Raw genomic sequence first — 15,203 nt, forward strand, 5'->3', positions numbered from 1 at the left:
AACCACTATATGGCGCGCGTCCTGGTCACCGGCGGCACCGGCTTCGTCGGGGCCCACTGCCTGATCCAGCTGCTGGCGGCGGGGCACGAGACCCGCGCCACGGTGCGCAACCTGGCCCGGGAGGGCGAGGTGCGCGCCATGCTGCGCCAGGGCGGGGCCGGCGAGGTCGGCGAGCGGCTGAGGCTGTTCGCCGCGGACCTGACCGGCGACGCCGGCTGGGCCGAGGCCGTGGCGGGCTGCGACTACGTCCTGCACGTCGCCTCGCCGTTTCCGGACACCGTGCCGCGCGACGCCGACGAACTGATCGGCCCGGCGCGCGACGGGGCGCTGCGGGTGCTGACGGCGGCGCGCGACGCGGGGGTGAAGCGGGTGGTGCTGACCTCGTCCTTCGCCGCCATCGGCTATGGCCTGGGAGCGCCGGGCCGGGCGTTCACGGAAGCGGACTGGACCAACCTGGATGACCCCGGCGTGCAGCCCTACCAGCGCTCCAAGACCATCGCCGAACGCGCCGCCTGGGACTTCATCGCCCGTGAGGGCGGCGCGCTGGAGCTGGTCACGGTCAACCCGGTGGGCGTGTTCGGGCCGGTGCTGGCGGCGGACTATTCGACCTCGATCCTGCTGATCAAGCGGCTGATGGACGGCTCGCTGCCCGGCGTGCCGGACCTGTGGTTCGGCGCGGTGGACGTGCGCGACGTCGCCGACCTGCACCTGCGCGCGATGACCGACCCGGCGGCCCGCGGCGAGCGCTTCCTGGCCGCCGCCGGCGACTTCGTCAGCGCCCGGCAGATCGCTCAGATGCTGAGGGCCGGCGCCGGGCCGGCGGCCCGCAAGGTCCCCGACCGCACCCTTCCGAGCTGGCTGCTGCGCCTGATCGCCCTTGTCGACCCGCAGGTGCGCGGGGTGCTGCCGGAACTCGGCAAGGTCAAGAACGCCTCGAACGAGAAGGCCCGGCGGATGCTGGGCTGGGCGCCGCGGAGCGTGACGGAGTCGGTGCTGGCGACCGCCGCCAGCCTCGAGGCGCTGGGACTGCTGGGCTAGGGCGGCGGCTACGGAGGCCGGCGGTCCCTAGAATAGCGCGCTCAGGGTCACCTCGAAGCGGCGCCGGCGCGGGTCGCCGTAGGGGCTGATGCCGCCGATGCCGCCGGCGACGGCGGTGACCCGGGGCGGGGCGGTGTCGAGCACGTTGCTGACGCCGAAATCGATCTTCAGCCCATTGGGCGCGCCGCGTAGCGGCAGGCGACGGCTGAGGCGCAGGTCGAGGTAGGCCTGGGGCGGAATGTGATCCGAGCCCTGGTACGCCGTCGCGAGCCCGCTGACGACGCCAGGGGTGAGCGGACCTTCCACCCCATAGGAGCCGTAGTACCGCACGTTGGCTCCGAAGATGGTGGGGCCAATCGTCCAGTCGACGCCGACGTTGGCCCGCCAGGTCAGGGGCGCGCCGTTGGCGCCGGCGAACTGGAGATCGGGCTGGAACAGCCCCCGGGTTTCGATGTCGAAGGCGTAGGTCGCCGCGCCGTAGAGCCGCAGCTGGCCGACGGGCAGGTCGATCGGCCAGTCGAGCCGCATGTCCAGCGTGCGCACCTCGCGGCTGGCCCCGTTCATCGAGGTCACGTCGATCAGGGTGATCGGGCCGGCGGTGTAGCCCAGCGCCCGATCTGCGTCGGTCAGGGGACCGCGCTGCACCCGCTGCGGCCAGAAGTCCTCGTGGGCGAGCACAGTGTCCACGTCCAGGTGCAGGACGTCGTTGCTCCGCTTGATGCGCGAATAGTCGAGCGAGAGCCGAAGGCTGTCGGCGCCGAACGGGGTCAGCACCACGCCGACGGAGACCGTGCTGGCGTGCACGCTCTTCAGGGCCGCCGAGCCGCCGACCTTCTCGACATAGGGGGTGTCGTCCGTGCCCAGGAAACCGCCGCGCTTGGGGTCGTCCAGCGGAAAGCTGCTGGTGAGGTCTTCGCGGTCCAGATCCAGCTGCGAGGGGGGCGTCTCGCCGGTGGCGACACTGGCGCGCAGCATCAGCCAGGACCAGGGGGAGACCTTGGCGCCGAATGTGTAGGAGACCCCCGGGAATTCGGCGTGCAGGCGCGGCGAGGTCGGGTCCGTGATCTGGGCGGAGAAGTCGTCGTATTCGCGCTCGGCGCGGACGGCGAGCTGCACCTCCAGCTGCCGAAGCCAGGGCGAGGGCGCGGCCTCGGCGAAGACGCGCGAGCGCAGCTCGGCATAGAGCGAGGCGGTGGCGGTGCTGTGCGCGGCGATCGGGCTGGTTCCGTTGCCCAGCACGCCGGTGAAGGTCTGTAGGTATCCCGGCGCTGTCTCGCGCCAGTGCTCGGCCAGCAGCGTCAGGGTGGCCGGGCCGCCGGGCAGGCGGAACAACGGACCCGCCAGCCTCAGGGACTGCTCACCGTAGCGGGTCTCGCTGTCGGATTGCAGGGAGCCGCTCTCGAGCCCGCCCGCCACCGCCTTCTGGAAGGCAGACCAGCTGCCGAGCGGATTGGCGTCGTCGGGGGCGCCGAAGATGACCTGCTCGGTGGCGAACTGCCGCGCGCTCGTCCCGCCCCAGGTCACCTCCGCGGTCGCCCGCCAGTCGCCCGTCAGAGGCGCCAGAAGCCCCGCGGTGAAGCGCGTGCTGTCGAAATCGGTCTCGCTCCGCTCGGTGGTCAAGGGCGTGGGAAACGAGATCAGCAGGTACTGTTCGAAGGGGTCGTCGGGCGAGTCCGGAAACAGGAAGGTCACGCTGTTGCCGCCATGGGCGACATAGCGGGTGTGGTTCCAGAGCGCGATGGCATCGAAATAGGCCTCGATCCCGCCGCCGAACCGGTGGCGCACGGTCATCAGCGCCGATCCCATGGTCGCGGTTGAGGTCAGGTCGGAGGCGGCGGCCGCGTTCGAGGTGCTGTAGTCGATCTGCCCGGCATGGCTCGCCAGCGCCGCGGCCAGCGCCTGCGGCCCGCCCTCGAAGCCGGTCGGCAGCAGGGTATAGGACGCCGTCAGCGCGCCGCCGCCATACTCCGGCTTGAACGAGAGCGGCTCGTCGCCGAACAGGTTGAAGACGCCGATGGAGTTGCCGTTCGGCAGGGAGCCGATGAAATCGGTGGGGTCGACCCGGGCGAAGGCCAGGGTGTCTCTCAGCGCGAAGTCGCGCTGGCCCACCTTCAGCGGCTGCGCGTGCGACACGCCGAGGTTCAGCAGGACGTCGGTGTCGCCGTGGTCGGGCGAGAATTCGATGCGCCCCTCGAAGGCGACGCGGCCGGCGTCGCCGCGCGAACTGAGGCCCGAGGTGAGATGCGCCTCGGCGCCCGGGCGATCGTGCGCCAGCACCACATTGACCACCCCGCCCAGGGCGCCGAAGCCGTAGATGCCGCCGGCGGTTCCGGTGAGCGTCTCCACCCGGTCGATGGCGCGCAGCGGCAGGGCGTTGATGTCCGGCTGGACGTAGCCGAACTGGTAGCCGGGGAAGTCCGGCATGCGGCGCCCGTCGATCAGCACCAGGGTCTGGTCCTGGCCAAGCCCGCGAAGGTCGATCTTCGAGTTGTTCCCCTGTTCGTAGCCACCTCCGGTGGGGATGCTGGTGTTGGCCGGGACGCGCTCGTCGAAGTATTCGCCGAGGTTGTCGACGTGCGCGGCGGTGATCTGCTCCCCGGTGATCACGCGATAGGGCTGGATGTCGGTTTCCTGGCGGCGGATGTCGAAGTTCTGGGTGCGGTGGCCGATGACCAGCACCTCGGCGACCGGTGCGTCCTGCTGCGCCAGGGGCGGGGCGGCCGGGGCGTCGATGATCAGGGCGCCGGAGGCGACGCGGCGGACGGTGAGGTTGGCGCCGGCCAGCGCGGCCTGGACCGCCGCCAGGGCGGTCATCCGGCCCTCGATCCTGCGCGCCTGCAGCCCGGCGACGACCCGGTGATCGAACAGCAGCTCGCTCTCGCTCTGCCGGGCGATCTCCTGCAGGGTGTGGCCCAGGGGCCCCGCAGCGACCCGGATGGGCACGGGCGCGTCCGCGAAGGCTCGCCCGGCCATCGCCAGGGCCACCATCAGGCCAAGTAAAAACGCGAGCCGCCCGAGCACCGGTCCCCGCAGCATGGTTGTTTGTCTGAAAAAACAACTCTGAATACTGGTACTCGTTCGCAATTGCAGCCTGACAGCTTGCACGCGATCCGGCAATACCGGTGAGCAACCCTCGCCATGGTTGTCCCCGGAGCGTCACTGGGCGGGCGAGGGGCTGGCAGGCTAGAGGGCGGCCAGCGCCTCGGTCAGCACGTCGCTCAGAATGGCCACGGTGGCGGCCTGGCCGGCGGCGTCGGCGACGGTGTCCTGACGCATCTCCAGTTCCAGATAGTCCAGTCCGCGGGCGAAGGCATGGGTGGGGGCGGAATAGTCCGTGCCATCCATGGCGTAGGGCAGGTTGTCGCCGACCTCGAAGCCGCCCGCGGCCTGCAGCCGCGCCAGAACCCCCTGCGAGAACCGGCTCCCCGGCTCGCGGATCACGCCGAACCGCCAGGGCCGATCGACGCCGTCCATGCGCGGGGTGAAGCTGTGCACGAACACCAGCATCGTGGGCAGGCGGCGCGCCGCGCGGCGGTCGAGCTCGGCGGCGATGGCGGCGTGGTAGGGCGCGTGGATCGCCTCGACGCGCGCCTGCCGGGCCTGGCCGTCCAGACCCTGGTTGCCGGGGATGACCACGCCGTCGGAGACCTCGGGGATGGCCTGCGCCGTCGCCGGGTCGCGGTTGCAGTCGATCACCAGCCGGCTGAAGCGCTGCAGGATCGCGGGCGCGGCGAGTTTGGCGGCGAGCTGGCGGGTGACGGCCGCGGCGCCGATGTCCCAGGCGATGTGCTGGTCGAAGCAGGCGTCCGGCAGCCCGAGGCGACCGAGCGCCGCAGGGACGGCTCGCCCCGCATGGTCGCATATGAACAGGAAAGGGGATTCGCTGCCTGCGCGTTCGGCAATAACCGGTTGCGAATCAGCCGTGCAAAGAAGTCCCATCACCCCATCCGCCGCCAGGCGCTAGCGATCGTCACATGCCACGGCTCCAGATTTCGCACCGGACCGTCTACCGCTACCGCAAGCCCGTGGCCTTCGGCGAGCACCGCGTGATGATGCGGCCGCGGGAGAGCTACGACCAGCACGTGATCTCCGCGGAGCTGTCGGTCAGCCCCGACGCCAGCGTGCGGCGCGTGCACGACGTGTTCGGCAACTGCGTTTCGATCGCCAGCTTCGACGGCAAGGCCGCCGAACTGGTGTTCGACAGCCGCGTGTTGCTGGACCACCGCCCCCACCCCCTGGCGTCGGACTGCGACGAGGCGGTCAGCCCCGCCACCCTGAACGGGGCCTTCGCCTACGACGACACCGACCTGCCCGACCTGCTGCGCTCGGTGGAGCGGGGTTTCGCCGACCCCGACGGCGCCGTCGAGCGCTGGGTGCGCCGTTTCCTGAAATGGAACGGCCCGACCCTGGTGCTGCCGCTGCTGACCGAAATGACCCGCGCCATCCACGCGGACTTCACCTATCGCACGCGGCTGCACGGCGGCGTGCAGAGCCCGGCGGAGACCCTGGCGCTCGGCTCGGGCGCCTGTCGCGACTTCGCGGTGCTGATGATGGAGGGCGCCCGCGCCCTGGGCCTCGCCGCTCATTTCGTCTCGGGCTACCTCTATGTGCCGCCAGTGACCGGGCGGGACGGCGTGCGGCGCGTCGGCGGCGGCCATACCCACGCCTGGGTGGAAGTCTACCTGCCCAGCTGCGGCTGGGTGGAGTTCGACCCGACCAACGGGCTGATCGGCAACAGCGACCTGGTGCGGGTGGCGGTGGTGCGCGACCCCAGGCAGGCGACGCCGCTGTGGGGCAGCTGGAGCGGCAAGGCTGACGATTATCTGGGCATGGAGGTCGTGGTGGACCTGTCCATGGAACCCGAGCGCGACCTCAGCGTAGCCTAGGCGGGGTCGGCCTGCGGCCCTCAAGGGCCCACGTCACATGAAGATCCGCGCCGGCTATCGCATCGCCTTCGAATGCGAGGAAGCCGCCACCATCCTGCTGATGCTGAGCAGCCGCTGGGAGCGCCATGCGGATCTGCTCACGCCCGACATCATGACGGTGGAACCCTATCGGCCGATCCGCCAGTACAGCGACCTCTACGGCAACCTGTGCACCCGGGTGGCCGTGCAGCCCGGCCGCACGACCTTTTCCGCCGACTTCCTGATGGGCGACAGCGGCCTGCCCGACCCGGTGACGCCGGACGCCGTGCAGCACCCGATCGAGAACCTGCCCGACGAGACGCTCGTGTTTCTGCTGGCCAGCCGCTACTGCGACACCCAGGCGCTGATGCAGACGGCGTGGGACCTGTTCGGCCAGACCCCGCCGGGCTGGGCCCGGGTGCAGGCCATCGTGCAGTACGCCCACGAGCGGATCAGCTTCGGCTACCACCACGCCCGCCCCACGCGCACCGCCTCGGAGGCGCACGAGGAGCGGGTGGGCGTGTGCCGCGACTTCGCCCACCTGGCCATCACGCTTTGCCGCTGCATGAACATCCCGGCGCGCTATTGCACGGGCTATCTCGGCGACATCGGCGTGCCGCCGGTGGATGCGCCGATGGACTTCAGCGCCTGGTTCGAAGTCTATCTGGGCGGCGCCTGGCGCACCTTCGATGCGCGCCACAACCGGCCGCGGATCGGCCGCATCCTGATCGCCATCGGCCGCGACGCCACCGACGTGGCCATTTCCACCAGCTTCGGCCGCACTGAGCTGGTCGAGTTCACCGTGCTGACGCAAGAGGTGGCCGACGACGCCGGCTAGGCTGCCCGGCCGGCATCAGCCCGCTCACACCGGCACGGCCGTCGTGTACTTGACCTGCGCCAGGGAGAAGTGCGAGGCGCTGGTGGCGACGTTCGGGTGATTGAGCACCTCGCGCATCAGGAAGCGCTCGTAGTCGGCGACGCCGGAGACGACGATGCGCATCAGATAGTCCCATTCGCCGGACATCGAGTGGCACTCCAGGATCTCCGGCCGGGCCTTGATGAAGGCCTCGAAGTCCAGGCGCTGGTCGGTGGCGTGAGAGCGCAGGCGGATGTGCAGCATCACGCTCACCCCGCGGCCGACGCTGACCGGGTCCACCAGCCGCACGGTCGGCCCCAGCACCCCGGCCTGCTCCAGGGCGCGGATGCGGCGCCACACCGAGGCCGGCGAAGCACCGACGCGTTCGGCGAGGGCGGCGTGCGACAGGCTGGCGTCGGCCTGCAGCTCGCGCAACAGGCGGCGATCCAGCGGCTCGAGGACCTGATCAGTCTGTTTCATATTTCCAGGGTCTGTCGCAGGAACTTCGCGAATATTTCGCGGTTTTTCGGGTGATTGAAAGGATTTTTCGCCGATGGGCGATCAGGATGGGATCATGCAACCCGCCGACGTCTCGACAGCCTCTCCGCCGCCCGGCGCCGCGCCGGACTGGATCATCCCCCAGGACTGGTCGCGCTATACCGGCGAGGAGCACGCCACCTGGGACCGGCTGTTCGAGCGCCAGGCGGCGCAGCTGCAGACCCGGGCGGCGGCCGGCTATCTGCGCGGGCTGGACGTGCTGCGCCTGGGCCATCCGGGCATCCCCGACTTCGACGTGCTCAGCGAACGGCTGATGGACCTCACCGGCTGGCGCGTGGTGGCCGTGCCGGGCCTGGTCCCCGACGAGGTGTTCTTCCGCCACCTGGCCAACCGCACCTTCGTCGCCGGCCGCTTCATCCGCCGGCCCGACCAGCTGGACTACCTGGAAGAGCCGGACGTGTTCCACGACGTGTTCGGCCACGTGCCCCTGCTGGCCGACCCGGTCTACGCCGACTACCTGCAGGCCTACGGCGAGGGCGGCCTGCGCTCGCTGGGCTTCGACTCCCTGGACCATCTGGCGCGGCTGTACTGGTACACGGTCGAGTTCGGCCTGATCCGCGAGGGCGGAGCGCTGAAGCTGTTCGGCGCCGGCATCGTCTCCAGCCACGGCGAGTCGGCCTTCGCCCTGGACGACGCCTCGCCCAACCGGCTGGGCTTCGACCTGATGCGGGTGATGCGCACGCGCTATCGCATCGACGACTACCAGCAGACCTATTTCGTCATCGACAGCTTCGAGGATCTGCTGCGCCGCACGCTGGAGACCGACTTCGCGCCCCTGTACGGCGAACTGGCGAGCCTCAGCGACCTGGCGCCCGAGACGGTGCTGCCGGGCGATCGGGTGATCCACCGCGGCACGCAGGCCTGGGCGCAGTCGCGCGCCCGCGGCGCGCCGAACGGGGGCTAGGCCGCCAGCCCGAACTCGCGCAGGGCCGGGACGAAATTGACGTTGTCGTGGTTGTCGCGGGTCAGCTTGATCAGCACGAAGCGCTGCAGGGTCGAGAGGCTGGCCCACTCGCGGTCGCTGGGCGGGCGCAGACCCTTGTCGCGGGCGTGCTCGGCGATCACGGCCGGCGTCGCGTCCGCGGGCGCCCAGAGCGCCGATGGCAGCTCGGCAAGCGGCTTGGCGGCCTCGCCGGCGCGCCGCGCGACCAGGCCGACCAGCGCCAGGCGATAGGCCTGCGCCTCCCTGTCCGTGGCGCAGGGCGCCTCCAGCAGCCACTGGCGATCGTCGCGGGTGAATCGGCTCCACTGACGCAGCGACAGCTTCACCCCGCAGCGATCGAGCTTGAAGCGCACCGCCATCGGGATGCAGCGCAGGCTCGCGACGAAGTCGTCTTCGAAGGCGAACAGCTGGGCGTGGTTCATGCGCGGGCTTCCTGGAGCGGTCGGGGCGTGGGGATTGCGGTGGCGGCGACGAGCTCCGCCTGGGTCGTAACCTCGCCGACCAGGATCACCACCGGCCCGGTCGGCGCGGCGCCGGCGAGCGCGGCGGGCAGATCGGCGAGGGGCGCGGCGATGGCCCGGGCGTGTGGCGCGCCGGCGTTCTCGATGGCGATGGCCGGGGTGGACGGGGCGCGTCCGAGGGCGATCAGACGATCGGCGACGCCGGCGATCTGGTCGCGCCCCATGTAGAGGGCGAGCGTGGTCTCGGGGTCGGCGGCAGCCGCCCAACCCTGGTCCAGGGCCGCCCCATCCGTGACCGTGGCCGTGGAGATCAGCAGCCGCCGCGCCTCGCCGCGATGGGTCAGGGGAAAGCCGAACTGGGCGGCGGCCGCGCTGGCGGCCGTGACGCCCGGCACGATCTCCACGGCGACGCCATGCGCCTGCAGGAAGGCCTTCTCCTCGCCCACCCGGCCGAACACCGCCGGGTCGCCGCCCTTCAGCCGCACGACCGCCAGCCCCCGGCGGGCCAGGCGCAGCATCAGCCGGTTGATCGTCGCCTGCGGCATGGACGCCTTGCCGGCGCGTTTGCCGGTCTGGATGCGCAGACAGCGCTCGGGGGCCAGGGCCAGCGCCTCGGCGCTGACCAGGGCGTCGTAGAGCACGGCGTCGGCCGCGCCGATCGCCCGCGCCGCGCGCAGGGTCAGCAGGTCCGCCGGGCCCGGCCCTGCGCCCACCAGCAACACTTTGCCGTACACGGATGATATGACTTCACGCGGCATCGGCGAGCGCCTTCGGCGACAGCAGGCGGGCTATCTCGACGCGGCAGGAGCCGCAGTTGGTTCCGGCGCCGGTGGCGGCGCCCACCGCCTCGACGCTGGCGGCGCCGGCGGCGATCGCCTTGCCGATGGCCCTGGTCCCGACCTTCAGGCAGGCGCAGACGATCGGCCCGGGGTCCTCCACGGGGCCCAGCGGCCGCCCGGCCAGCAGGGCCATACGGTCGGTCGGCGAGAGCTCGGGCGCCTCGAACAGGCCCGCCAGCCAGTCGCGCGGCGGCAGGCCCCCTTGAGTGATGAACAGCACCTGCTGCAGCCGGCCGTCCTCGATCCAGGCGCGGCGGAAGGCGCCGATGGCGGTGTCGTCGAGGCTCAGCAGCTCGCCGACAGCGCCGGTGCTGAAGGCTTTGGCCACCACCCCGCGCTCGGCCTCGTCGCCGCGGCCGGCGAACTCGTGCACCTGGCAGCCGGCGCGACGGGTGCGCCGCCAGACCAGGGCCGCGCCAGGCGGCGGCTCGGCGCGGCCGCGGCGCATCAGAAAGCCGCGCCAGGTGTCGCGCCAGGCCGAGAGCCGCGCGGGGGTGTGCTTGAACTCCGGCTGGCCGGAGCCGGGATCGCGGTGCGGCGCGATCAGATGGTTGGAGCGGCCCTGCGGCGCATAGGCGGCGGTCCAGTGCATGGGCATGAACAGGCCGCCGCGTCGCTGGCGATCGGAGACCTTGGCCACGGCCACCGCCTCGCCACGCGGCGTGCGCACGCGCGCCAGCATGCCGTCCTTCAGCCCCGCCTCGGCCGCGTCGTCGGGGTGCATCTCCACATAGGGCTCGGGCGCGTGCTGGTTCAGCGCCGGCGCCAGGGCCGAGCGGGTCATGGTGTGCCACTGGTCGCGCACCCGGCCGGTATTGAGCGACAGGGGAAAGCCGCCGCTGGTCTGCTCGGCCGGCGGACCGGGGCGGACCGGGACCATCCGCGCACGGCCGTCCGGGGTCTGGAAGCGGCCATCCTCGAACAGGCGCGCCGCACCCTCCGGCCTGCCGCCTTCGGCGGTCACCGGCCATTGCACCGGGGCCAGGGCGTTGTAGTCGGCGCCGGCCAGCGGCCCGATGTTCAGCAGGCGGGCGCCGTCGTTCTCGAACGCCGTCAGGCGGGCGTACTCGCGGAACACGTCGCCGGAGGTGCGCCAGTTGAAGGCGTCGCCATGCCCCATGCGGGCGGCGACGTCGGCGACGATCCGCCAGTCGGCGCGGGCCTCGCCCGGGGCGGCGAACATCGGCCGCTGGCGCGAGATCCGTCGTTCGGAATTGGTCACCGTGCCGTCGCGCTCGCCCCAGGTCAGCGCCGGCAGGGCGACGTCGGCGAAGGCCAGGGTGTCGGTGTCGGCCATGGCCTCGGAGACCGCCACGAACGGGCAGTCCCGCAGCGCCTCGCGCACCCGGCCGGCGTCGGGCATCGAGACCGCCGGATTGGTGGCCATGATCCAGATCGCCTTGACCTGGCCGGAATGCACGGCCTCGAACATGTCCACCGCCTTCAGGCCCGGCCTCGGGGCGATGGTGGGCGAGGACCAGAAGCGCTGCACGCGCGCCCGGTCGGCGTCGGCGAAGTCCATGTGCGCGGCGAGGGTCGTGGCCATGCCGCCACTCTCGCGACCGCCCATGGCGTTGGGCTGGCCGGTGATCGAGAACGGGCAGGCGCCCGGCTTGCCGATCCGGCCGGTGGCCAGGTGGGCATTGAGGATCGCCGAGCCCTTGGCCACGCCCTGGGCCGACTGGTTGGCGCCCATGGAGAACAGGCTGACCGTGCGCGGCGTGCGGGCGAACAGCTGGTAGAAGGCCGCCAGCGCCTCGGGCTCGACCCCGCAGTCGGCGGCGACCGCGCCGATCGCCTGGTCGTCCTTCGCCAGGGCCGCCTGCACCGCCTCGAAGCCGGTCACGTGCGCGGCGAGATAGGCCCGATCGACGGCGCCCACCGCGGCCAGATGCGCCATCAGGCCGTTCCACAGCCGCACGTCGGTCTGCGGCGCGATCGGCAGGTGCAGGTCGCTCATCTCGGCGGTGTCGGTGCGGCGCGGATCGATGCACACCCAGCGCTGGCCGCGCGCCCGGGCGGCCTCCATGCGGCGCACCAGCACCGGATGGGTCCAGGCGGCGTTGTGGCCACAGAACACCACCAGGTCGGCCAGCTCCAGGTCCTCGTAGCAGCCGGGGACCAGGTCGGCGCCGAAGGCCTGCTTGTGGGCCACCACGGCCGAGGCCATGCACAGCCGCGAATTGGTGTCGATGTTGGCCGAGCCGATGAAGCCCTTCATCAGCTTGTTGGCGGCGTAGTAGTCCTCGGTCAGCAGCTGGCCGGAGACGTAGAAGGCGACGCTGTCGGGACCATGCCGGGCGATGGTGCGCTGGAAGGTCCCGGCCACCAGCCCGGCGGCCCGATCCCAGCTGGCCCGCCGGCCACCGATGGTCGGGTGCAGCAGTCGCCCCTCCAGCCCGACCGTGTCCGCCAGCGCCGTCCCCTTGGAGCACAGTCGCCCGAAGTTGGCCGGGTGGTCGGCGGCGCCGGCCACGGCGATGTCGCGCCCGCCGGCGACGGTGGCGCTGATCCCGCAGCCGACCCCGCAATACGGGCAGGTGGTGGCGACTTCAGCCATCGAGGCAGTCTCTCGTCCTTCTCCCCTTGCGGAAGAAGGTGGCCGCCGCAGGCGGTCGGATGAGGGGTCGACGGGATGCACCGGGCGCGTCTGCCGACGCCGGCGCGGCGCCAACCGGAAGCGGATTCCGACCCCTCATCCGGCTTGCTCCGCAAGCCACCTTCTCCCGCAAGGGGAGAAGGCAGACCCGGGGTGTCGCCGAACCGAGTATCATGGCCTACCCCTCCGCAGCCGGGGTGGCGATCAGCACGCGGCCGCCATCCACCTGCACGGCATAGGGGGCGGCGCAGCCCTTGCCGGCGTCGGCGCGGGTGGGCTGGCCGGTGGCCAGGTCGATGGTCCAGGCGTGCAGCGGGCAGGTGACCGCACGGCCGTGCACGATACCCTGGCTGAGCGGCCCGTGCTTGTGCGGGCAGCGGTCGCGCAGGGCGTAGATCGCCCCGTCGCCGGTGCGGAACACGGCGATGTCGCCGAACGGCGTCGCCACCCGCCGCGCGCCCCGGCGGGGGATGTCGGTCACCGCGCCGACGTCGATCCAGCGGGCCAGATCGGCTTGCGGGACATGGATGGTCATGCGCCGATCCTCACGTTGGGAGCGAGCTCCATGCTGCGGGCCAGGGGGGCGAACTCGTCGGCGTGGCGACCGGCCACCCGTTCGGCCCAGGGGTCGGTGCGGTAGACGCGCTGCGAGGCGGCGAAGCGGTCGTAGAGCGCGCGGCGCTGGTCCTCGTCCTCCACCGCGGCCTTCAGGGCCTCCAGGCCGATGCGGTCCATCCACTTGTAGATCCGCTCGCCGTACCAGGCGTCCTCCCGGTAGTACTGGAACAGGGCGCAGATCACCCAGGTGGCCTGCTGCTCGCTCTCGACCCGGGTCAGCACCTCGGTCCCGCGGATGTGCAGGCCGGCCGCGCCGCCGACGTGGATCTCGTAGCCGGAGTCGACGCAGATCACGCCGATGTCCTTGCAGGTGGCCTCGGCGCAGTTGCGCGGGCAGCCGGAGACGCCCAGCTTGACCTTGGCCGGCGACCAGGCGCCCCACATGAACTTCTCCAGCCGCACCCCCAGGCCGGTGGAGTCCTGGGTGCCGAACCGGCACCAGTCCGAGCCGACGCAGGTCTTCACCGTGCGCAGGGCCTTGCCGTAAGCGTGACCGGAGACCAGGCCCGCGGCGTTGAGGTCGGCCCACACGGCCGGCAGGTCGTCCTTGCGCACGCCCAGCAGGTCGATGCGCTGGCCGCCGGTGACCTTGACCGTCGGGATGGCGAACTTGTCGGCCACGTCGGCGATGGCGCGCAGCTCGGCGGGCGAGGTGACGCCGCCCCACATCCGCGGCACGACCGAATAGGTGCCGTCCTTCTGGATGTTGGCGTGCACCCGCTCGTTGATGAAGCGCGACTGCTTGTCGTCGGCGTATTCGCCGGGCCAGGCGCAGACCAGATAGTAGTTCAGCGCCGGGCGGCAGGTCGCGCAGCCGTCAGGCGTCGACCATTCCAGCGCCTGCATCACGGCCGGCATGGACTTCAGGGCCTCCTCGACGATCCGTCTACGGACGAGGCCGTGGCCGAGGGTGGTGCAGCCGCAGACCGGCTTGGGCCCGGTCTCGGCCTTGAAGCCGTCGCCGAGTTGCAGCCTGAGCAGCTGTTCCACCAGCGGCGTGCACGACCCGCACGAGGCCGAGGCCTTGGTCACCGCGCGCACGCCGTCGATCGCCTTGCGGATGGTCCCCTTGCAGACGCCGTTGCAGCCGCAGATCTCCGCGGTATCGGGCATGGCCGCAACGGCCGCGCTAGGGTCCAGCCCCCGAAGGCCCTCCGTGATCGCCTGGCCGAACACCAGGGTCTCGCGCATGTCGCTGACGTCGGCGCCGGACCGCATCAGCTCGAAGTACCAGGCGCCGTCGGCCGCATCGCCGAACATCACCGCCCCGGCCAGGCGCCCCTGGCGCAGCACCAGGCGTTTGTAGACGCCCCGTCCCGCGTCGCGGAACACCACGTCCTCGCAGCCTTCGCCGCCGGCGAACTCGCCGGCCGAGAACACGTCGACCCCGGACACCTTCAGCCGGGTGGAGAGCACCGAGCCGGCATAGGCCGCCTCGTCGTCGCCGGTCAGGGTGGCGGCCAGGGTGCGGCACATGTCCCAGATCGGCGCGACCAGCCCATAGGCGACCCCGCGGTGCTCGGCGCACTCGCCCACCGCATGGATCGCCGGGTCGGAGGTGCGCATCCGGTCGTCGACCACCACCCCGCGGCCGACCTGCAGGCCGGCGGCCCGGGCCAGCGCGGTGTTCGGCCGGATGCCCACGGCCATCACCAGCACCGTGCACGGCAGCACGCGGCCGTCCTTCAGCTGCAGCCCCGACACCCGGCCGTTCTCGCCCAGGATCGCCTCGGACTGGGCCGACAGCAGGGTCTCGACCCCGCGCTCGGCCAGGGCCTGGGTCAGCAGGTAGCCGGCCGCGCTGTCGAGCTGGCGCTCCATCAGCACGTCCATCAGGTGCACGACGGTGGCCTTCATGCCGCGGCGGGCCAGGCCATAGGCCGCCTCCAGCCCCAGCAGGCCGCCGCCGATCACCACCGCCGCGCCGCCGGCGTCGGCCGCGGCGACCATGGCCTCGACGTCGTCGAGGTCACGGAAGGTGACCACCCCCTTCAGGTCGGCGCCCGGCAGCGGCAGGCGCACCGGGTCGGAGCCATTGGCCAGCACCAGCCGGTCGTAGGCCACGGTCAGCCCGCCCTCCGCCGTCACCGTGCGCGCCGCCGGGTCGATCGCGGTCACGGCCCGGCCGGCATGCAGGGTGATGTTGTTCGACGCGTACCAGGCCGCGTCGTTGATCACGATGTCCTCGAAGGCCTTCTCCCCGGCCAGCACCGGCGAGAGCATGATCCGGTTGTAGTTCACGCGGGGCTCGGCGCCGAAGATGGTGATGGCGTAGCGACCGGGGTCGCGGGCCAGCACCTCCTCGGCCAGGCGGCAGCCGGCCATGCCGTTGCCGATGATCACAAGCTGTTCGGTCACGGTGCGATACTCCGGTGGACAGTCAGAGG

At 71.8% G+C, this 15,203-nt stretch carries 12 protein-coding genes; 4 read left to right on the forward strand and 8 right to left on the reverse strand.

The features are described from left to right. Positions 1-9: 9 nt before the first annotated feature. Positions 10-1,038 (forward strand): SDR family oxidoreductase, encoded by a 1,029-nt coding sequence (locus ACO2Q3_RS19200; RefSeq protein WP_423309497.1) that lies wholly within the window; start codon positions 10-12, stop codon positions 1,036-1,038. 27 nt (positions 1,039-1,065) lie between these two features. Here ACO2Q3_RS19200 and ACO2Q3_RS19205 read toward each other — a convergent pair whose 3' ends face one another. After that, positions 1,066-4,074, reverse strand: coding sequence for a TonB-dependent receptor plug domain-containing protein (locus tag ACO2Q3_RS19205; protein ID WP_423309499.1), 3,009 nt, complete (start codon positions 4,072-4,074; stop codon positions 1,066-1,068). 147 nt (positions 4,075-4,221) lie between these two features. After that, entirely contained in the window at positions 4,222-4,977 is a 756-nt protein-coding gene (locus ACO2Q3_RS19210) for an N-formylglutamate amidohydrolase (protein WP_423309501.1), read from the reverse strand. Positions 4,978-5,012: 35 nt separating this feature from the next. Between ACO2Q3_RS19210 and ACO2Q3_RS19215 the strand changes: the two genes are divergently transcribed. Then, the gene (locus ACO2Q3_RS19215) at positions 5,013-5,924 is read left to right on the forward strand and encodes a transglutaminase family protein (RefSeq protein ID WP_423309503.1); all 912 of its coding nucleotides are present in this window, start codon (positions 5,013-5,015) and stop codon (positions 5,922-5,924) included. 37 nt (positions 5,925-5,961) lie between these two features. Beyond that, positions 5,962-6,780, forward strand: a complete 819-nt coding sequence (locus tag ACO2Q3_RS19220; RefSeq protein WP_423309505.1) for a transglutaminase-like domain-containing protein — start codon at positions 5,962-5,964, stop codon at positions 6,778-6,780. Positions 6,781-6,804: 24 nt separating this feature from the next. Here ACO2Q3_RS19220 and ACO2Q3_RS19225 read toward each other — a convergent pair whose 3' ends face one another. Beyond that, positions 6,805-7,278 (reverse strand): Lrp/AsnC family transcriptional regulator, encoded by a 474-nt coding sequence (locus ACO2Q3_RS19225; protein WP_423309507.1) that lies wholly within the window; start codon positions 7,276-7,278, stop codon positions 6,805-6,807. A gap of 94 nt (positions 7,279-7,372) precedes the next feature. Between ACO2Q3_RS19225 and phhA the strand changes: the two genes are divergently transcribed. Beyond that, positions 7,373-8,260 (forward strand): phenylalanine 4-monooxygenase, encoded by an 888-nt coding sequence (phhA, locus tag ACO2Q3_RS19230; protein WP_423309509.1) that lies wholly within the window; start codon positions 7,373-7,375, stop codon positions 8,258-8,260. On the opposite strand, the gene ACO2Q3_RS19235 is transcribed toward phhA, so the two are convergent. The 5 genes from ACO2Q3_RS19235 to nirB all read right to left on the reverse strand — a co-directional run bounded on the left by ACO2Q3_RS19235 (position 8,257) and on the right by nirB (position 15,174). Continuing rightward, positions 8,257-8,721 carry a nitrate reductase associated protein gene (locus ACO2Q3_RS19235; RefSeq protein WP_423309511.1) on the reverse strand — a complete coding sequence of 155 codons (465 nt, stop codon included), beginning with the start codon at positions 8,719-8,721 and terminating at the stop codon, positions 8,257-8,259. The two genes, phhA and ACO2Q3_RS19235, sit on opposite strands and share 4 nt — an antisense overlap. Continuing rightward, positions 8,718-9,494 carry a uroporphyrinogen-III C-methyltransferase gene (cobA, locus tag ACO2Q3_RS19240; protein WP_423309513.1) on the reverse strand — a complete coding sequence of 259 codons (777 nt, stop codon included), beginning with the start codon at positions 9,492-9,494 and terminating at the stop codon, positions 8,718-8,720. The genes ACO2Q3_RS19235 and cobA overlap by 4 nt, the downstream gene beginning before the upstream one ends. Positions 9,495-9,507: 13 nt before the next feature. Continuing rightward, a complete protein-coding gene (locus ACO2Q3_RS19245; RefSeq protein WP_423309515.1) occupies positions 9,508-12,159 on the reverse strand; it encodes a molybdopterin-dependent oxidoreductase in 2,652 nt (883 codons plus the stop codon). Positions 12,160-12,376: 217 nt separating this feature from the next. Then, positions 12,377-12,733: a nitrite reductase small subunit NirD gene (gene nirD, locus ACO2Q3_RS19250; protein WP_423309517.1), complete on the reverse strand. Its 357-nt coding sequence runs from the start codon at positions 12,731-12,733 to the stop codon at positions 12,377-12,379. Then, positions 12,730-15,174 carry a nitrite reductase large subunit NirB gene (gene nirB, locus ACO2Q3_RS19255; RefSeq protein WP_423309519.1) on the reverse strand — a complete coding sequence of 815 codons (2,445 nt, stop codon included), beginning with the start codon at positions 15,172-15,174 and terminating at the stop codon, positions 12,730-12,732. Before nirB ends, nirD begins: the two co-directional genes overlap by 4 nt. Positions 15,175-15,203 lie beyond the last annotated feature (29 nt).

Source organism: Caulobacter sp. KR2-114, from assembly GCF_049446115.1.
GTDB lineage: Bacteria > Pseudomonadota > Alphaproteobacteria > Caulobacterales > Caulobacteraceae > Acaudatibacter.